The organism is Maribacter spongiae, from assembly GCF_047345125.1.
Classification (GTDB): domain Bacteria; phylum Bacteroidota; class Bacteroidia; order Flavobacteriales; family Flavobacteriaceae; genus Maribacter.
The window spans coordinates 246,504-267,369 of sequence record NZ_JBLFEQ010000001.1 but is presented as its reverse complement, the minus strand read 5'-3'; the positions used below and the strand labels follow the sequence as shown (position 1 = coordinate 267,369).

General features: G+C 39.4%; 16 protein-coding genes. 2 read left to right on the top strand and 14 right to left on the bottom strand.

Annotation, left to right across the window (positions count from 1 at the left end; genetic code table 11):
- Positions 1–100: 100 nt before the first annotated feature.
- From ACKWB9_RS01235 to ACKWB9_RS01195, 9 genes are all read right to left on the bottom strand, one after another.
- Entirely contained in the window at positions 101–2,506 is a 2,406-nt protein-coding gene (locus ACKWB9_RS01235; protein ID WP_414001156.1) for an ABC transporter permease, read from the bottom strand.
- 53 nt (positions 2,507–2,559) lie between these two features.
- Positions 2,560–5,049 (bottom strand): ABC transporter permease, encoded by a 2,490-nt coding sequence (locus tag ACKWB9_RS01230; protein WP_414001155.1) that lies wholly within the window; start codon positions 5,047–5,049, stop codon positions 2,560–2,562.
- Positions 5,050–5,119: 70 nt separating this feature from the next.
- A complete protein-coding gene (locus tag ACKWB9_RS01225; RefSeq protein ID WP_414001154.1) occupies positions 5,120–7,594 on the bottom strand; it encodes an ABC transporter permease in 2,475 nt (824 codons plus the stop codon).
- Positions 7,595–7,664: 70 nt separating this feature from the next.
- Complete coding sequence (locus ACKWB9_RS01220) at positions 7,665–10,049, bottom strand: ABC transporter permease (RefSeq protein WP_414001153.1); 2,385 nt, start codon at positions 10,047–10,049, stop codon at positions 7,665–7,667.
- A 46-nt stretch (positions 10,050–10,095) separates the two neighbouring features.
- Positions 10,096–10,791 (bottom strand): ABC transporter ATP-binding protein, encoded by a 696-nt coding sequence (locus tag ACKWB9_RS01215; RefSeq protein ID WP_414001152.1) that lies wholly within the window; start codon positions 10,789–10,791, stop codon positions 10,096–10,098.
- Between the two features lie 44 nt (positions 10,792–10,835).
- Positions 10,836–11,099, bottom strand: coding sequence for a hypothetical protein (locus tag ACKWB9_RS01210; RefSeq protein WP_414001151.1), 264 nt, complete (start codon positions 11,097–11,099; stop codon positions 10,836–10,838).
- 49 nt (positions 11,100–11,148) lie between these two features.
- A complete protein-coding gene (locus ACKWB9_RS01205) occupies positions 11,149–11,556 on the bottom strand; it encodes a hypothetical protein (protein ID WP_414001150.1) in 408 nt (135 codons plus the stop codon).
- 19 nt (positions 11,557–11,575) lie between these two features.
- A complete protein-coding gene (locus tag ACKWB9_RS01200; RefSeq protein WP_414001149.1) occupies positions 11,576–12,826 on the bottom strand; it encodes an efflux RND transporter periplasmic adaptor subunit in 1,251 nt (416 codons plus the stop codon).
- A gap of 13 nt (positions 12,827–12,839) precedes the next feature.
- Complete coding sequence (locus ACKWB9_RS01195) at positions 12,840–14,186, bottom strand: TolC family protein (protein WP_414001148.1); 1,347 nt, start codon at positions 14,184–14,186, stop codon at positions 12,840–12,842.
- Positions 14,187–14,401: 215 nt separating this feature from the next.
- On the opposite strand from ACKWB9_RS01195, the gene ACKWB9_RS01190 reads away from it, so the two are divergent.
- Both ACKWB9_RS01190 and ACKWB9_RS01185 read left to right on the top strand, forming a co-directional pair.
- Positions 14,402–15,763: a sigma-54-dependent transcriptional regulator gene (locus ACKWB9_RS01190; RefSeq protein ID WP_414001147.1), complete on the top strand. Its 1,362-nt coding sequence runs from the start codon at positions 14,402–14,404 to the stop codon at positions 15,761–15,763.
- A 107-nt stretch (positions 15,764–15,870) separates the two neighbouring features.
- Positions 15,871–17,220: a sensor histidine kinase gene (locus tag ACKWB9_RS01185; protein ID WP_414001146.1), complete on the top strand. Its 1,350-nt coding sequence runs from the start codon at positions 15,871–15,873 to the stop codon at positions 17,218–17,220.
- 195 nt (positions 17,221–17,415) lie between these two features.
- Here the strand turns inward: ACKWB9_RS01185 and ACKWB9_RS01180 are convergent, their stop codons facing one another.
- The 5 genes from ACKWB9_RS01180 to ACKWB9_RS01160 are packed head-to-tail and all read right to left on the bottom strand — an operon-like array spanning position 17,416 to position 20,848.
- The gene (locus ACKWB9_RS01180; RefSeq protein WP_414001145.1) at positions 17,416–17,745 is read right to left on the bottom strand and encodes an MGMT family protein; all 330 of its coding nucleotides are present in this window, start codon (positions 17,743–17,745) and stop codon (positions 17,416–17,418) included.
- Between the two features lies 1 nt (position 17,746).
- Positions 17,747–18,376, bottom strand: a complete 630-nt coding sequence (locus ACKWB9_RS01175) for a LysE family transporter (protein WP_414001144.1) — start codon at positions 18,374–18,376, stop codon at positions 17,747–17,749.
- Between the two features lie 3 nt (positions 18,377–18,379).
- On the bottom strand, positions 18,380–19,048 hold the full coding sequence (gene trmB, locus ACKWB9_RS01170) for a tRNA (guanosine(46)-N7)-methyltransferase TrmB (protein WP_414001143.1): 669 nt from the start codon (positions 19,046–19,048) through the stop codon (positions 18,380–18,382).
- A 49-nt stretch (positions 19,049–19,097) separates the two neighbouring features.
- Positions 19,098–20,162, bottom strand: coding sequence for a sensor histidine kinase (locus ACKWB9_RS01165; protein ID WP_414001142.1), 1,065 nt, complete (start codon positions 20,160–20,162; stop codon positions 19,098–19,100).
- Positions 20,162–20,848 (bottom strand): response regulator transcription factor, encoded by a 687-nt coding sequence (locus tag ACKWB9_RS01160; protein WP_414001141.1) that lies wholly within the window; start codon positions 20,846–20,848, stop codon positions 20,162–20,164. The genes ACKWB9_RS01165 and ACKWB9_RS01160 overlap by 1 nt, the downstream gene beginning before the upstream one ends.
- Positions 20,849–20,866: the final 18 nt, after the last annotated feature.

The following is a 20,866-nucleotide window of genomic DNA, read 5'->3' as shown; positions in this document are numbered from 1 at the left end:
CGTTTTGTTTTAACATGGTCCCCGTTTTGTGAGACCTGTTAGGTTTTAGAAACCTAACAGGTCTAATGTTTATTCGTCTCTAAGTGCTGTTATAACTCATTTATTCTTCCCTGAGTGCAATAATTGGATTTGCCATTGACGCTTTTATAGATTGAAAACTACAAGTAATCATAGCAATTAGAAAGGTTAAGAATCCTCCAGTTAAGAACATCCAAAATGAAGGTCGGATGCGATAGGTAAAACCCTCTAGCCATAAATTCATAAAATAATAGACCAATGGTGCTGCAATAAAAAAAGATAGCATAACCAAATACGAATATTCTTTAGAAAAGAACGAGATGTTTTCCAATAGCGATGCTCCTAACACTTTTCGTATCCCTATTTCTTTTCTCTTTTGGTTAACGATAAATGACATTAAGCCAAATAGCCCAAGACAACCAATTAAGATGGAGAGTACCGAAAAAGTTCCAAATCCTGTAAAAACCATATTTTCAATGGTATATTCTTTAGCTATGGCATCATCCAAAAACTGAAATTCATAAATGGCATTGGTATAGGTATCTTCCCAATTATTTTTAATGTTTTCAAGAGCAGTATAATTGGAATCACCCATCTTAATAAAGGCGTTGTTTTGATAATATATCCAGTTCAAAAAAATACATGGTGAAATTTCATGTTGTAATGAATTATTATGAAAATCCTTTACTACACCTACAATTGTAGCCTGGCCTTCATTTATTTGAATTTTCTTCCCAATGGCCTCATTTGGTTTCCATCCGAAGGATGTCAAAAAGGTTTCATTGACGATAAATTCATCAAAAGCTTCTTTGTTCGAAAGAAAGTTTCGCCCAGCCAAAAGCTCTAGATTAAAAAAGTTAAGATAGTGCAAATCGCCTATTTTCATTTCTGCAGCCCTTGATTCTTCTGCTGGTTGTTCAGGCAAACGATAGTTAGTACCCAATTGTAATCCGTTTACAGCCATTGGAGGTCCAGAGCCAAATGCAACTTTTGAAATACCTCCATCGGCAAGTAATTTTTCTCTGAAAACAGTAGATTTTTCATAATTAGGAGATTCTGTTATAACCACTGATTCTCTATGAAAGCCCAGTTCGCTTTTTTTAAAATGATTCATTTGAAAAGCCAAAATAATAGCTGCAATAACAAATAACTGAACCATCACAAACTGAAACGTGACCAGTGATTTTCTCAAATTGATTTTAGTGTCCGTAGCATTATTAAACGTATTCTTTAAGGCTTGAATAGGTTTGAACCTTGATAGGATAACGGCAGGATATATGGCAGCAAGAACTATTGCCGAAGTGATTGTGAACAGTATATAAAGTAAATGGATTGCTTCAAATTCTAATTGAAGCTCTATAATAGAAAGGTTATTGTTCAATAATTGGATAAGTCCTTGAATTACAATAATTGATAGTGCCGTAGCAAATAAAATGATAAAAGCATTTTCAAAAATAAATTGTAAAACCAAGTGTGATCTTTTGCTGCCCATGACCTTTCTAATACCAACCTCTTTTGACCTTGAATGTGATTGTGCGGTCACTAAATTTATAAAATTGATTAAAGCAATAAGAAGAATAAAGAGTGCGACAACAGTAGATATGGTCAATATGTTTTTTGGCAGGATATAACCTCCTGGGCTAGCACCATAAAGCGTTTCGTTATGTATTTCGTTAAGTGGTTGTAAATGGTATGAAATCCGTTTATCATCCTGCGGATTTAAGTACTTCTTTTTCCAGCTTGCTATTTTTGATTCAAAACTGGCTTTTTGTACTGTTTCATTTAGAACAACAAAAGTTGTTCCTTGATAATTGCCCGACCAATTTTCAGAAAAATAAGGGTTATTGATCTTAAAGAATTCATAGGGGATCAACATATTGTATTGATGGTCCGCATTACCTTTCGGATTTTTAATCACCCCCGTTACGGTCAGCGGGTCTTTGCTTTGCAACAAGATGGTTTTACCCAGGGCATTTTGGTAATTTGCTGCTGAAAGACCAAAATAGCGCTTTGCAAGCCTTTCTGTCAAGACTACAGATGCTGTTTCTTTTAAGGCCGTGTTTTTATCGCCGGCCAACCATTCTACATCAAAGGTTTTTGGGTAATAATTATCTACAAATAAAACGCCGGGGTCTTCAAATAGATTTTCGTTTTTAAAGGAGTCTTCAATTTTAAATATTCGACTCACAGGGCCCGCAATTTGTGTTACTACATCAACTTCCGGGAAATCATTTCGTAACGCTTCGGCCAATGGATATGCGGTTGTATTCCAATACAATGTTCCATTGGGCAGTTTATTGTGTTGCACCACCCGAAACGTCTCATTAGATTTTTCATGAAAAGCATCAAATGTTGATTCGTAACGAACAAAAATCAGGATTACAATACAGATGCTTATTCCAAGGGTCAAACCAAAAATATTAATGAATGAACTGAGTTTGTTCTTCATCAAATTACGCCAAGCAATTTTTAGATAGTTTTTGAACATAATCCTTGTTTTGTGAGACCTGTTAGGTTTTGGAAACCTAACAGGTCTTATTTTCATTCGTTCCGTAACGATTCCGCAGGATTGATCAATGCCGTTCTAAGGGATTGCGATATTATGGACAATGCCGCAACTACCATTACGATCAATAACGGAACCAAAAACATCCAAATACTCATCTGGATCTTAAAGGCATAATTTTCCAGCCATTTCTTGGTAATGATATATATGATCGGTAGCGCAATGGCCCCGGACAATAGCACCAGACCCAATAATTTTTTGGGAATGATCGCCAATGCCTGCCCTACGGTGGCACCCATAACTTTACGTACACTTATTTCCTTCGTCTTTTGCATGGCCATATGGGATCCTAATCCAAAAAGGCCCAGTGCGGCTATGAAAATGGCCAGTATTGAAAATAACAGGCAAATGGTGCCGAATTTAAGATCGGCTTGGTACTGCATATTAAAATATTCGTCCAGAAAAAAGTAATTGAACGGATCTCTGGGAAACAACATATTGAACTGTGCCTCTACATCGGCAAGGGTCGCACCTACGTTTTCACCACTCATGTTTACGGTTATGTATTCGCCAAAATAGAAGGTAGGGTAAATGAATATTATTTTGTCATAGTCGCTTTCCAATGATCTTTGATGGTAATCTTCCAAAACTCCGATTACTTCCCCAGTTCTGTCGACAGGACCATATTTAAAAACTATTTTTTGGTTGATGGCCGCTTCGGGTGTGGCAAACCCCAGTGCTTTTGCAGAGGCCCTGTTAATGAGTACGTGATACACGTTTGGGTCGCTACCGCTATCATCCCTAAAATAATAATTGCCCATATCCTCTTTTACCAAATTGCGCCCAGCAATCACATCTACACCATAGGTTTTTAAGAAATCCTCGTCAATTTCCATAACACTGCCCGTACTTCCATCTATGGCTTCATCCTCTTTTTTGCGTACCGTGGTCGTCATGATAAAAGGTTTTCCGGGTATTTCACTCGTTAGCGTGGCCGAATTAATTTTTGGGCGACGCTCTATTTCTCCTTTGAAGACCTTTATTTTTTGTAATGCTATAGAATCGACCACATCCATAGGCGCGTTGATCACAAGATTCTGATCGGCCTTAAACCCAAGTTCCTGATTTTGCATAAATGAAAACTGATTGTACACAATAAAGGTTCCTGAAATCAAGGCAATAGAAACTGCAAATTGGGTCACTACCAACGCTTTCCGCAATGACGTGCCTTTGCCCGACTGGTGGAATTTTCCGTTAAGTACCTGTACAGGTCTAAAATCGGACAATACAAATGCAGGATATAGACCTGCCAATAGGCCACCGACCAATAGTATCGCTAAAATAGTAAGCCATACGCCGGATTTTCCCCATGTTGCCAGGGACAACACCTCCAACCCTACCAATTGGTTAAAGGGATCCATAAGTATGCCCACCAAAAGAATTGCCAAGAGTACGGCAACAAAATTGATGATCAGGGACTCCCATAAAAATTGTGACACCAATATGCCCCGCTGCGCCCCCACAACTTTCTTTAAACCTACTTCCCTGGCCCGTTCCATAGATTTTGCAGTAGACAGGTTGATAAAATTAATGAGTGCTATTGCAATGACAAAAGCGGCCACTATCATTAAAAAAGTCAAGGTCCCTTCACTGGAGTTGACCGACATTTCTTTTGCAAGCTTAGATTTTAAATGGATGTCCGAAACAGGTTGCAGATTGAATTTTGCCTGAAAACCATATTGGTGCATTATATCGCTCAGGTATTTTTGAACAAAGGCGGGAAATTTTGCGTTAACTGTTTTAGGGTCGGTTCCCGATTTTAGTTTTATATAATTGTAAAATTCCGGCCATACCCATGTAGAATTAAAATACTCGGGGTTTAATGAAGTGAACGAGACCAATATATCAAAATTAAGATGGGTGTTTTGGGGCAAATCCTTAAAAACCCCGGTTACCATCACTTTGCTTCCGTCACTGTTTATAGACAGTTGTTTTCCTACAGGTTCTTCGTTACCAAAAAAACGATAGGCCGTACTTTCCGATAGAATTACGGTCTGTGGCTCTTTTAAGGCCGTTTCCCTGTTTCCATAAACCAATGGAATATCAAAAACTTCCAAAAGTGCCGCCTCGGCAAAATAAAGATCAAAATCATTGATATTGGATTTAATCAATTCCCCAGAAGGGGTTTTATAGGATAAAATAGCACTGCCGCCCAACACCTTCCTATCTACCATTCGGGCATAACTTTCTACCTCCGGAAAATCGGCTTTCATGGCCGGGCCAAGGGCAGGATGGTTGGTAGCGGAGGTTTCAAAAGCTTCGGATTCAAAATTAGTGGACAGGGTCGTCCTATACACATCTTCTATGCCCGGTTGAAATTTATCATAACTCCTTTCAAAAGAAACGTATTGGGTAATGAGTAAAAATGCCGCTATACCAATGGTTAGCCCCAGGACATTTATTACTGTAAAAAGCCTGTTCTTTTTAAAAAACCGAAAGGCAATTTTAATGTGATTTTTAAACATGATTCTCGTTTTTGATGATTTCGTTTTTACCATACCTGTTAGGTTTTGGAAACCTAACAGGTCCTGGTTTTCATTCGTCACGTAAGGATTCCGCTGGATTGATCAAGGCCGTTCTTAGGGATTGTGATATTATAGACAATGCCGCAACCACCATTACGATCAATAACGGAACCAATAACATCCAGATATTAATCTGGATCTTAAAGGCATAGTTCTCCAGCCATTTTTTGGTAATGATGTATATAACGGGAAGCGCTATGGCCCCGGATATCAATACAAGACTCAATAATTTTTTGGGAATGATCGCCAATGCCTGTCCTACGGTAGCACCCATGACTTTACGCACACTTATTTCCTTCGTCTTTTGCATGGCCATGTGAGAACCCAGTCCAAACAGGCCCAGTGCGGCTATGAAAATGGCCAAGATGGAAAACAACAGGCAAATGGTACCGAATTTAACATTGGCCTGATATTGTTTATTAAAATAATCATCTACAAAAAAGTGTTTAAAAAGATCATTAGGAAAGAAATCCTTATATGTGGTTTCTACATCCATAACAGTCTCATTGATAGTATTTCCTCCAAGAATATTTACAGTAATATAACTGCCCGTAGAATAAGGGAAATATAGAAATAACATGGGGCTATATTCATTTTCCAAGGATTGTTGATGGTAGTCTTCTACAACTCCGATAACCTCTGCCTGTCTTTCGGACCCAAGAGTATAGATAATTTTCTCATTAATGGCCATTTGAGGATCAGGATAACCCAATACTTTGGCCGCGGTATTGTTAATGATCACACGAACGGTCATTTGCGTTTCCGACATGTAAAGACGCGCATCTTCTTCAACAAAATCCCGACCAGCAAGCAAATCGATCTTATACGTTTCAAAAAAATCATCGTCAATACTTATCAAAGCACTCGCAACTCCCTGTTCCTTTTCCTCATGCCCCTTTCTAATCATATTATTCCATGTTACTCGTTTTCCTGGAATCTCATTGGATATCGTAACACCGTTGATTTTAGGATTCTGTATCAATTCTGCTTTGAAGGTCTTTAATTTACCTTGCATAGTAGTATCCGAATAGATAGGCGAGTTCAATACCAGATTATGGTCCGCATCAAAACCCAAATCCTGATTTTGCATAAACGAAAATTGACTATACACAATGAATGTTCCGGCTATCAAGGCAATAGAAATAGCAAATTGGGCCACTACTAAGGATTTTCTTAACGAGGTACCTTTTGTACTTTGATGGAATTTTCCCCTAAGAACTTCAATAGGAACAAAATTGGATAGCACAAAAGCAGGATACAAGCCCGCCAAAATTCCACCGCCGATAAATATACTGATCATGGCAATCCATATTTTCCATTTACCCCACATTGTTATACCGAGTACAGGCAGGCCTACTAAAGAATTAAAGGAGGGGGTCAGCAGGTTTATAAATAAAAAAGCCAAAACCATAGCAAAAAAATTAATAATGAGCGATTCATAAAGAAATTGCCTTATTAATGATTTCCTACTAGCACCTGCTACTTTTTTGATGCCAACTTCTTTGGCCCGTTCCATAGATTTGGCCGTGGACAGGTTGATGAAGTTGATAAGGGCTATAGCAATAATAAAGCTCGCTACGATCAACAAAAAATACAGGGTACCCTCATTGGTGTTGGCAGAAATTTCCTTGTCTATTTTTGATTTCAAATGGATATCCTTTACAGGTTGGAGCCCAAACTTTGCCTCAAAACCATGTTCGTTCATAATATCGTTCAGGTATTTTTGAACGAAGGCCGGAAACTTGGATTCTACAAGTTTAGGATCCGTCCCCGGTCTAAGCTTTACATAGTTATAGAATTCGGGCCATACCCAACTATTCGAAAATCTATTGTCTTTGGAAAAAGTAGTGTATGAAATTACCATCCCCAATGGTAAATGGGTATTCTGTGGCCTTTCATCAAAAACCCCGGTAACCTTCAACTCGAAATTTCCATTTATTTTTATAATTTTACCCAAAGGGTCTTCTTTTCCAAAAAACCGCTGAGCAATACCACTCATTAATATTATGCTATTGGGCTCTTCAAGAGCATTTAGCGAATCTCCATGTATCAGATCAATATCAAATAGTTCTAAAATGGAGTTGTCCGCAAAATGAATTTGATCATCATTGGCGTCTGATTTAATAATGTCCCCATGCTTATTGGTATAGGATAGAATAATTGTACTTGAAAAGGGAAGTGATTTATCGACTATTCTAGTGAAATTTTCCACTTCGGGGAAATCCCGTTCCATAGCGGGCCCTACGGCCGGATGGTTGGTAGCTGATGTAACAAAACCCTTATCTCCAAGATTGGAGGTCAAGGTTACCCTATATAGGTTATCTATATCTAGAAGGAACTTATCATAGCTCTTTTCATAGGATACATAGCGTATCAACAAAATAAATGCTGTAATACCAATAGCCAATCCCAGAATGTTGATTCCGGTAAAAAGTTTGTTCTTTTTAAAAAACCGAAAGGCAATTTTAAGATGGTTTTTAAACATGATTCTCGTTTTTGATGATTTTGTTTTTACCATACCTGTTAGGTTTTGGAAACCTAACTGGTCTTGGTTTTTATTCTGTTCGTAAACTTTTTACGGGGTTCGCCAACGCCGATTTCACAGCTTGAATTCCCAAGGTGAATGAGGTTATCAGTAAAGCGATTAGGCCCCCTAGTGCAAACATCCACCATTGTATTGTTATGCTATAGGAAAAACTCCCCAACCAAGCGTTCATTAAATACCAGGCTACTGGAAAAGCGATCAAGGCCGCAACACCCACCAAAATGATATATTCTTTTGATAACAAGATGATTATTTTAAGTATGCCAGCACCCAATATTTTACGGATTCCAATTTCCTTTATTCGCCTTTTGGCCATAAAGGAAATTAGTCCGAACATTCCCAAACACGAAATAAATATGGTTAGGAGGGCCGCCACGTTTACGACTTTTAGCATTCCCTCCATTAGGCGGTACTGCCCACTTACTTTATCGCTTAGATATGCTTGCTCGTAGTTTCTACGTGAATCAATTTGTGCAAACTTGGAACGTAGACTATTTGTTATTATCTTTTCTTGACCTTCTTCAACCCGCAAAGACAAATAATGGTGAGCCCCCAGATTTTTTCTATCACGGTAAAAATGCACCAAAGGTTCAACTGCATTCTGTAAATCTTGATAATGGAAATCTTCCATTACCCCTACTACCAAGTGCCCGGAATCCAAACTGTTTTTGAACTTTAAACGTTTTCCTTCTATGGAATTCCAACCCAAGGCTTTCATTGCCGTCTGATTTATAATAGCACGGTATTCTTCGGTATGATCAAGATTCTCATCAAAATCCCTTCCTTCTACCATAGGGATTTCAAGTGTTTTCAAATATCCCTCATCAGTATAAGAGCGTCGCATACGCACATCGGTATCAGTATTCGGGTCATAATATGTCGTATAATTAAAATAATAATCAGAGGGTATCGCCTCGCTCACAGAAAAACTTTTCACATAGGGGTTGCCCTCAAGTTCTTTTAATAGGGCCTGAAAATTGGATTCGGCCGATTCGATATCCTTGTATTCCAAATCGATAGCCCCCACAATGATATTTTCCTTTTTAAAACCCAGGTCCGCATTTTTCATGAACCCAATCTGGTTATTCAAAATAATAGCGATACAGATAAAAAGGATCGCTATGACAAATTGAAGGATGATAAAGGAATTCTGTAAGAAAAAATTACTTTTGATAGTCTCGATCTTTCCTTTTATTCCCGTGGATACCGGAACGGAAATAAAGCGTAAGGTAGGAAACACGCCCACTACCAAGGTCACTAAAATACCCAAGACCCCGACCCCAAAAATAACGGGATAATCATTTTGGATACTAAAGCCAATTTTACCAAAATCAGCACCATAAATATTGTTCAACTTAGGCAACAAGAGCCCCAGAAAGAGTCCTCCCGAAATCAGTACCGATAACAACACCAAAATACCGTTTTCCATACAAAACTGTACGATCATACTCTTTTTGCTTCCACCCAAAATTTTACGGACCGCAATATTCTTTGTTCTTCGGAACATGGTAGAAGTATTAAGGTTGAGTAGATTGACAAGCACGATCAACAGTATAAAAAAAGAGGTCGCAATATTGCCCCCGATTATTGTTCGGACCACCGGTATTGAATCCATTCGTGCTCCGGCAAAGGGCATGGCCTTTAGCCTTGCAATTATTGTGGGGTCGGAATAATTGTGCTGTACCAATTGATTGACATGATTTTCTAATTGTGTGATATCAGCTCCTGGTCGTACTCTTAAGAAGTGTGATGAAAAACTGCTGGCCCAATTTGCTTGGGACAAAAAATTGGGGTTATCCTTTAAAATTTCATTGGGCAATAATACGCCTAACCGAAAGGCAGAATACGGACTAATAGGTTCAAAAACACCTGTAACCGTTAGGTTTAATGAGTCGGCCCCGATAAGTGTTTTGCCAACAGGGTTCTTATCTCCAAAAATCTTTTGACTGACCCGATCTGTTAAAATGATGGAATACTTTTCTTCAAGAGCAGTTTTGGAATTGCCATATTTTAAGGGTAATGAGAAGATTTCAAAAAATTCTGGATCGACATAATCCGTACGTTCTTGCAATTCTTTTTCACCATGCTCCAACCAAATATTTCCCCATCCATGTAGATGCGTGCCGACAATTACCTGAGGTGAAGTTTCGATAATCTTATCCATCAAAGGATACGGATTGTCCCTATAACTGTCACCGCCCGTGGTTATGGTCTTAAAGTAATAAATATTTTCCTGATCCTCTATATTTTTATCTGCAGTATAGTAGGCATAGACTGAAAATAACAACGTTAACACACTACCTATTCCGATACTCAAACCAAGTAAGTTTAAAGCAGAAAGCAACCTGTTTTTCCAGAGATTTCGAATAGATAATTTCAGATGATTTTTTAACATGATGCCTAAGATTTGCCCCCATAGCTATAGGGAGATGAATAAACTCTTATATCATAGCCCCAATTTCCCTATTCTGACTTTCCGTAACGATTTGACCATCAAACAGATTCACTACTCTATGGGCATAGTGCGAATCTCGATCGGAGTGGGTCACCATAATAATGGTGGTACCTTCCTGGTTCAGCTCGGTCAACAGGTTCATGACCTCGATCCCGTTTTTGGAATCCAAGTTTCCCGTAGGCTCATCCGCCAATATTAATTTTGGGTTGGTGACAACGGCCCTGGAAATGGCCACACGCTGTTGTTGCCCCCCGGATAATTGTTGTGGAAAGTGCTTTTCCCGATGGGCGATCTTCATACGTTCCAATACCGCACGTACTTTTTGCCTGCGCTCGCTTTTGCCCATTTTAAGATAGATCAGCGGCAGTTCTACATTTTCATAGACCGTGAGCTCATCGATCAGGTTAAAACTTTGGAAAACGAAACCCAAATTTCCTTTTCGCAATTGGGTGCGTTGGCTTTCCCGGAGCCCCCCTACTTCATTGCCCGCAAAATTGTAGCTGCCCTCGGTAGGGTTGTCCAACATACCAATAATGTTCAACAACGTGGATTTACCGCAACCGGAAGGCCCCATAATGGCCACAAATTCCCCATCCTCTACATGAAGGTTAACCTTGTTCAATGCCAAAGTTTCCACCTCTTCTGTCCTGAAACTCTTTTTTAAATCTTGAATCGTTATCATTGTATCTTATTTTAGATTTTTAGGTCGCCCATTTATTATTCAGTTTATTTGGTCAATATCCGCTTTAAAAGTTCTTTCTTTTCTTCTTCGCCAATTATTTCACCCTCGTTATGTCTCAGGGTATATATAACTTCTTTTGCTATCGCTATCATCTCTCCCTTACATGGGTTTTGCGCTATCCATTCCGTCCAAAAAGCACGCTGGGCAGCGGTAGGGTTCAATATCCAATCCCTAAATTCCGTATTGGAAAGAAAATCCTCTAATTTGTCCACTTTTAGACCTATGTCTTGATCATTTTTCCCACTCATAATAAACATCCTTTGATTTACTTAAAGGACAGGAAATCCATGATGATCGTTACACTTTGCATTGCCCAATAATTTTATTTTCAACCGAATACCCCTGCTTAGCGGTCTTCAAAACAATCTTGAGGATATCTTCAATATCCTTTGGTAAAACCTCTTCCACATTTTTCTCCAGATTCAGGTTCTGTAATGCAATATTTTCAAACTCTATGTACGGGTTTCCATGATACCGCCCCACACTTAGTACTAGAACATCCTCTCCTTTAACTTTTAAAGGCTTCATATACGAATCCCTGTTCCAGAACCATTGCCCTAGATGTTCTTTTATATACGCCAGTTTTTCCTTGTTCTTAATTTGAAACAATTCCGACCGGGCTTCTTCGATCTCCTTGGTATATAGTTTTATCATCTGCTCTAATTCCACGACACGATCTATATTAGGTAACTGCACTACTTCCATAATCTATTGGCTTCTATAATTATTTCAGGACGATGCGTTCCGCTTCTCCAAAAGAATCATAATTACTGGTAATGACCTCTTCTCCCGCATCCAACCCCTCTAAAATCTCATAATATCTTGAATTTTGTTTTCCGATCCGTATCGGTCTTTTTATAGCCTCGTTCCCTCCAGGGGCCACCACAAAGATCCACTGACCTCCTGTACTCTGAAAGAAGCTTCCCTTAGGCAACAACAGGGCATCGTTAGATTCCCCCAGTTGTAATTTAATGTTATAGCTCTGTCCCGTTCTTATGGTCTCAGGCTTATTTTGGGTAAATACCAAATCTACCCTAAACCTGCCGTTCCTGACCTCTGGATACACTTTTCTGACCCGTAGCGGATACTCGTTTCCATTACGTTCCAAAACTGCGGTCAAATCTCTTTTGACCCGATCAATATAATGTTCATCTATATCCGCTTCAATTTTATAATCGGTCAGCACATTGATCTGTCCGATACGCTGGCCCTGGGATATGTTCTGCCCGATTTCTGCATCCAAAAACCCCAACTGACCATCTGCGGGAGCACGAACGTTTAAATGATCTAAACGTTGATATACCATTCCCAATGTTTTTTGCATCCTTGCCAAATCGGCATCCAGACCGGTCAAGGAAGTTTTGCGCAATTCATCATCGTTCTCGGTCTGCAGTTTTACGATCTCATATTGCTTTTGGGAAAGCTCATAATTTTCCTTGGACAGCAAATACTGCTCTTTAGAGATTAATTCCTCTTTGTACAGGGCCTCATTTTGTTCAAAATTTCGCTTTAAACGCTGCAAATCTGTACTAGCGGTCGCTAATGATCTTCTCCCCTCCACCTGACGGGAATCGAAAGTGAGTTTTGTTGATCGCAGATCATTCTGCTTTAAGGCAAGGTTGCTTTCACTGGCCAATATCTGTTCGTAAAGGTTCGTGTTTTCCAGTTTTAGGATAATATCCCCTTGCTTTACCATTGCACCTTCTTCAATCAGCTTTTCGGTAACGCGCCCTCCTTCATAGGCATCCATATAGATAGTGGTGATCGGTGCAACATTTCCATTTATGGTGATATAGTCATCAAACTTGCCTTGTTGCACCTTTGCAATTGACAACTTGTCCTTTTCTGTTCTAAAGGTTGAAATAGAGCTTGCAAAGATTAGCTGATATGCAACAAAAAGCAGCAAAAGACCAACGGCAATGTAGCCGTAATGTTTGGGCCGTAATCCCTTTTTCTTTTCAAGTTGTATGTCCATTTTATTGTTTTGTCTAATTAATATTAAAAACTGGTAAGCCTCGGTAAAAATCCAGGGTACTTTTATTTATTTCGGACCGAAGCCTTACCTGCAAATTCTCATTCTGGGCACTGGCGAACAAATTCTTGGCCGTGAACAGTTCCAAAGCATTGATCAATCCTTTTTCATATCGTTTTTGGGCTATGGTAAAAGCCAGATTCTGGGCTTCCACTTTTTGCGTACTCTGATTTAGTTCCACCATTAACGAGTTATACTCTTGAACCAATTGCTGTATGGTCTGCAACAGCTCTTGTTTTTGTATATCCAAATTATTTTGGGCTCGTTCATATGCAATTTTACGCTGTTTTACCCTTGATCTTCTGGACCATCTCTCCGTAATGGGAACGGATAAGGAAACTCCGATAAATTGGGAAGTATTATCCTTGAACTGTTCCCTAAACGGAATGGTAATGCCCAATGTATCTCTCGTGGTCTCAAAATACCCTGTTCTATACCCCCCGAACAAAGACAGGGTAGGAAAGAGGTCCCCCCTGGCGGCGGCAACTTGTTTTTTGGCCGCTTTGGCCCTAAGGGCCTGGGCCTTTATAAGGGGAACAAAGTTTTTGGCCGTATTAAAAATAGTGTCCGATCGTATTTCGGTAGATGTGCTATCCAAACTATTTTCCTGAAGACCTACTTGAATTTCGATATCCGGAATATCCTCCAGGTTCATTTCCTGTATCAACCGTAATTTGGCCGCTGCCAATTGATTGGCACTTTGGGTTACGTTCAATTTATCGGTCAATAACAAGGATTCCGCTTCATACAAATCAGCTCCCGCTTTTAAGCCCAAATCTACCTGCTTCTTTACCAGTTCATAATTTGTTTGCGACACCGTTTGTTGTTCCTTGGATATTCCCAATAACCCTTCAAAAAATTGTATGTCATAAAACGCCTGCATGACCCTAAAGGCCAATAGGTACTTTTGATGCGCAGTCTCTTCTTTTGCCGCTTTATATAAAAATTTTGAGGCTTTGATGGTGTTCATTTTTTGAAACCCCTGAAACAAATCGATAGATCCGTTCAGGTTATAACTATTGGAGAAGAAATCCGTGGTAACAACATCATTGGTAAAGGGATCGGTACTACGGCCAAAATTAACAATGTAGTTGGTGGACCCATTTATATTGGGCAGTACATCCCGTATGGACTGTCTATAGGTTTCCCTACCGGATGCGGCATTATATGTAAAATCCTTGAGCTGTAAATTGTGTTCCAATGCGTATTGGATACATGCATCCAAGGTCCACTTTTCCTGGGCCCTACCATTTGCGTAAACCAACAGAAGTAGAAAAAGGGATGTTTTAACGTATTGCTTCATAGGATATAGGTATGCCAAAAGCTTTACCATATGCATGCCAAGAACTTACACCGCTGATTATATGTGATTTACAAATTTTTAATTGACCTTAAACACTGTCCGCTGTAAAATAATTATACAGATATTGTAAAATATTTTGACACATTATAAAATGTATTTGTTTTGATTTGTAGCTTTAACGAACACTTTTAGAACCCGTTCAAAGCACTTCTTAAATGGTAGATGCAAAAATCCTGGTCATAGACGATACCAAAAGCGTACTGAGCGCCTTGGAAATTCTCTTGCAGTTTGAATATAAAAGTGTACAGACCCTATCTAATCCTAACCAGATTTCCTCTTTTCCCGATTTATCCAAAATCGATATCATTCTTTTGGACATGAACTTTTCGGCAGGGGTAAATACCGGCAACGAAGGGCTGTATTGGTTACGGGAAATAAGGAAAAAAGCTCCCCATATTTCCGTAATTATGATGACCGCTTACGGAGCCATAGATCTGGCCGTAAAAGCCCTAAAAGAAGGTGCTTCCGATTTTGTGTTGAAACCATGGAACAATGAACGTTTATTGGCCACGGTAAGATCTGCCCACGAACTCCGCAAGACCCAGAAAGAGATACATCAACTCAAACAGAAGGAAAGTAATCTTAAACAGGTCATCAACCAGAACAACAATTACATTATAGGCAACTCCAAAGCCTTGAACAGGGTTTTAAAACTGATCCGAAAAGTGGCCAAAACAGACGTTAATGTCCTGGTGACCGGAGAAAACGGAACGGGAAAAGAGGTTATTGCCCGGGAATTGCATAGACTGTCATCACGAAAAGACGAGGTGTTTATTGCCGTGGATATGGGCTCCATTTCCGAAAGTTTATTTGAGAGCGAGCTTTTTGGCCATGTAAAAGGGGCTTTTACGGACGCCAAGGAAAATCGTGCAGGAAAGTTCGAGGCTGCTAATGGCGGAACTTTATTTTTGGATGAAATTGGAAACCTGTCCCTGCAAATGCAGGCCAAGCTATTATCGGTCATTCAGAACAGAACGGTTGTAAGGGTAGGTTCCAATAAGGCTATTCCCATAGCTATCCGTTTAATCTGCGCTACCAATTGCAATTTGAACCAAATGGTGTTGGACGGGCTTTTTCGCGAGGATCTGTTATACCGCATCAATACCATTGATATACAGGTTCCCCCATTACGTGAGCGTGAAGGCGATATTTTGATATTGGCCGATTTTTACCTCAACAAGTTCATCAATAAATATGGGAAACAGGGTCTTAAAATGAATCAGGCGGCACAGGAAAAACTAATAGCCTATACTTGGCCGGGGAATATAAGGGAATTGCTACATACTATGGAGCGTGCCGTTATCCTTTCTGAAGGGAATGTATTAAAGCCTATCGATTTTCTATTGGAAGCCAAAAATTCCATTGCCAGGGAAAATCACCCTTGCACTTTAGAGGAGATGGAACTCCTTATGATTACCAATGCCCTAGATCAAAATGAAGGCAATTACAGTGCGGCGGCGGAACAATTGGGAATATCCAGACAAACACTTTATAATAAACTAAAAAAAAGTAAATAGTGAGCAATGAGTAAAGATAAACTTGACGTAGATAGCAAACGTCATATCATTTAACTTAATGAACGCATTACTAAATACTTTTTTTATTTGATGTTTGAACTTTACATATGGTAAGTAGAAATATATATGTGCAGACAATAGTGCGTATCATTTTTATAACGTTTACGGCGTTATTATCCGCTTATTTCTTTTTTAGGGAACAATATATCGCTTTCGCCATTGCCCTTATCGTCCTTATTTTTCAGACGGCTTACCTAATTTCGTTCGTCAACCAGACCAATCGCAAAATCGCCTATTTTTTTGATGCGATAAAAAACGAGGATTTTACACTTCGCTTTCCCGAAAAACTAAGCGTAAAGTCCTTAAAAGAACTGAATCACAGCTTAAATATGCTCAACATTATGATTCAGGATATCTATTTGAAAAAACAGGCCCAAGAACATTATTATCAGGAAATTCTAAGACAGGCGGATATCGGAATCTTTACGATCAACCCCAAGGGGCATATTCTTTATGCCAATCCAACGGTCCAAAACCTGCTCAAGTATCGGCCTTTAAACCATGTAAAGCAGCTCGACCAAGTGGATCCTCAACTTTACGGGCTTTTTAAGAATCTGGAACCTTTTGACAATACCATTTTTCAACTGGGCAACGAACGGGGAAAACAAGAATTGAGCTTAAAATGCACTCCCATTACCATTGAAGAAGAAAAATTATTATTGGTGGTGGTACACGATATCCATAAAGAATTGGACGATAAGGAAACGGATTCCTGGGTAAAATTGATACGTGTTCTTACTCACGAAATTATGAATACCATTACACCGATTACCTCTATTTCAGAATCCATCTTAAAATATTTTAGAAAGGGAAAGGATTTGAACATACCGGGGAATTTTGACCACGACCAATTAAGGAATACGGCCAAAGGCCTGGAAGTCATTAAAGACCAGGGGAATGACCTAATGAGCTTTGTACAATCTTATCGAACCTTTCTAAGCGTACCCGAACCGGACAAATCTTTGGTAAGTGCACAAAAATTGTTGGATAAGATAAAACTACTCCTAGAAGGGCAAAATTCTGCATATAAAGCAAAAGTTGAAACTTTGGTAATGTCCAAAAATCTGGAACTCTTTATTGATGAAAAACAAATTATGCAGGTCTTATTGAACTTGGGGAAAAATGCCAAGCAATCGGTAGAGCACCGGAAAAACGGAATTATCCAATTTACGGCAGGAATTGATAATGCGGATAAAAAGTATATTCAGGTCCGGGATAACGGACCGGGGATTCCTCCCGAACTTATCGAAGAGATCTTTGTACCGTTCTTTACTACAAAAGACACGGGAACAGGTATTGGGCTTAGCTTTTCCAAACAGATCATACGATTGCACAGGGGAACCATTCGCGTATCGTCCATACCGGGAAACACGGTATTTACCTTGACCTTTGAATAAGTCACAAACCCATTAACTCAAGTTCGTTCAATATATTATTGAGATTTTTCATCGCTCATACTTCACGATATCGAAATGATAAATCCCTGTTTTTTAATGTGCCATATTATAAAATGTCTTGATCACAACCCACATCGGGCCATAAGAATCGGGTAAGTCCATACAATAACCACACTTACGGACTCTCAGAACAATTTACAATTCTTTGTACGGATCCCAAAAATGCTTCTCTAAATCCTGAATTTGATTATCAATAACCTCCACTCCTTCACTCTCCAATAATTGTTGCATCAAATTAGTACCATCAAAATGATGTTTCCCCGTAAGAAGCCCCGCTTTGTTCACCACTCTGTGTGCGGGTACGTTTTCCATGTTACCAGCTCCGTTCATGGCCCATCCTACCATTCTGGCACTACGTGCCGCACCCAAATATTTGGCGATGGCACCATAGGAAGTGACCCTGCCAAACGGAATCTGTTCAGCGACCTCATATACTTTTTGAAAAAAGTTTTTAGTATCGGACATTTTAATGACTATTTATACGTACCCATGTAATTATCAAAAGCAGCACCATTAAAAAAGAAAGAATATAATTGGCATTTTTTGCAAATTTGTTGGTCTTGTGTTCTAGTTTATCAAAATAAAACACATAAAGATACAGCACGGAAAATGTACCAAAACCTGCCGCCAAAACAAAGATGATAATGTCCCATATCATAAATTCTATCCAACCGGAAGCATTCCACATAATGTTCAATCCGCTATAGTAGGGAATCGTAAGCAAATTGACGGCCGCCAGGAACACCCCCTTAAAATAACTGTTCCGTTTACTTGTTTTAACGGTCTTCACTTTCTTCCGTGTATCGTTTCTGGCAATAAAAAAAAAGTAAATGGCCAATACCGCAAAAACAACTATCGCAATTTTGAGCAATACGGCGACCACATCCGGGTTTCTATCCAAAAATTTAGAGATGAAAACGGCAATAGTAGCTTGCACCATGATCATAGTGGATACACCCAAACTAAAGATCACCCCGTTCAACCTGTTCTTTTCCACGCTTACCTTGGCCGCATTCATATTGAGCAATCCCGGAGGAACGGTAGCCATGAACGCCGCCGAAAAAGTAGCAAAGAAAAGTATTAGCAAATGTCCCATTGGTCAGTTCACCCTAAATTGAATATATGTTATGGCCTTTTGTTTTTCAAGATACTGATTTTCATAGAAAGTTTGTATCCCCAACACCTCGCCCGGGCTGCCTTCGTTTTTATATACATCGTGATTTGCATATAGCACTTCCAAGCCAAGGCCGTGCAACAATCCCAAGGTATATCCATGCATGAACTCACTATCCGTTTTTAAATGTACCAATCCCCCCGGTCTTAATATTTTTTGATACTTTTTCAAAAACCCTTCATTGGTCATGCGATGCTTGGTACGTTTGTATTTAATCTGTGGGTCGGGGAAGGTTATCCAGATTTCGGAAACCTCATGTACTTCAAAAAGAAGGTCTACCAGTTCTATTTGTGTTCTTAAAAATGCAACGTTTTCCAAGTTTTCTTGCAAGGCCGTTTTGGCACCTCTCCAAAATCGTGCTCCTTTTATATCTATTCCTATGAAGTTTTTATCCGGGTGCAGCCTAGCCAGGCCAACGGTATATTCCCCTTTACCACAGCCCAGTTCCAAAACGATCGGATTTTCATTTTTAAAATGCTCGTGCCATTGCCCCTTAAACTGAAAACCTTCCTCAACCTCCTGCCTACTTGGTTGTATGACATTGCTAAAGGTCTCGTTCTCGTTAAATCTTTTTAATTTGTTCTTGCTTCCCAATTTGTCTCTAGATATTGGGCAAAACTATGAAAAATAAACAATGGGAGGTTTAAGTGTCCGCCCTCATTTGGTCTTTGCTCTTTTCCAAGGTAAACGAGAACTCGGAACCAACGTCCGGAGAACTTTCCACATATATTTTTTCTCCGTGGGCCTCAATAACATGTTTTACAATGGCGAGTCCCAGACCCGAACCGCCCTCTCTACGGCTACCGCTTTGATCCACCCTATAGAAACGCTCGAACAATCTTGGAATATGCTGTTCCGGAATACCCTCTCCATTGTCCGTAACACGGATAATCACCTTATTTTTTACAAGATTCTCCACACTAACCTCCGTAGTACCGTTGTCATTGCCATATTTAATGGAATTCACTAATAGATTGGTCAGCACCTGTTGTATTTTTTCCATATCGGCAAAGACCAATATGGAGTCATTATAATCTATATCAAAAGTAAGGACGATGTTTTTATTGGCGGCCTTCATTTCTAAAAGATCGAACACACTTTGAATGAGTTCGATAATATTAAAATCGCCCTTCTTTAAATTTAAATCCCCTACTTCCAATTTTGTGATCAAATCCAAGTCCTTAACGATATAAATGAGCCGATCTACCGCCTTATTGGCTCTTTCCAGGTATTTTCCCCGAACCTTTTTATCATTGATGGCCCCGCCCAATAACGTTTCCAGATATCCTTGGACCGTAAAAAGAGGTGTTTTTAATTCATGTGATACATTTCCCAGAAAATCCTTTCTATATTCTTCCCTGATTTTTAGGGTATCGATTTCTATTTTTTTGTCCTGTGCAAATTTTTCGATTTCGGCAGTGAGCGTACGCATATCCGTAGTAATGGGTTGTGTTGCAAAGGAGGATGATTCCAAGAGTGCTACATCATCATATATTTTCTTAATTCGTCGATAAACGAATTTTTCTATCCTTATCTGAAGAACGATAAATGTAGTAAGGAAGGTTAAAAAGGCTACAGGAACCAAAAGGTCCCATCTTAAAAAATCAAAGACCCAGAGTGTTAGACCTAATATAAAGGTTAAACACAAGGTTAAATAAACGGCCGAACGAAATGCAAAACGATATGATCTTTTAGCGCGAATCGCCATTAGAGCACAAACTTATATCCTACTCCCTTGACCGTTTTAAAATAATCTTCCCCAATCTTTTCCCTAAGTTTTCTAATGTGGACATCTATGGTACGGCCACCAACGACCACTTCATTGCCCCATACTTTATCCAAAATTACCTCTCTCTTAAAGACCTTGCTGGGCTTGGACGTAAGAAGGGCCAAGAGTTCAAATTCCTTTCTGGGAAGAATTATCTCTTTCCCCTTTTTTATGATCTTATATTCCTCACGATCAATAACGATATCCCCGACCTTTGTGATTTCTTCCTGTGGGACATCTTCTTTTTTAATCCTTCTTAAAAGGGCATGTACCTTACTGATCAACACTTTGGGTTTGATGGGTTTGGTAATATAATCATCCGCTCCGGCATCAAAACCCGCAACCTGGGAATAGTCCTCGCCCCTTGCGGTTAAAAATGTAATCACGGTATTCTCCAGCCCGGGGGTTTTCCTCATGATCTCGCAAGCTTCGATCCCGTCCATTTCGGGCATCATTACGTCCAGGATAATCAAGTGGGGCTGTTTCTTTTTCGCCTTGGCGACACCTTCGGCACCATTGGAAGCGGTATATACATCATACCCTTCCGAGGAAAGGTTATAACTCACTATCTCCAGAATATCCGGTTCATCATCTACCAGAAGTATTCGAATATCCTTTTTTTTCATCTGTAGCTATCGATTAGT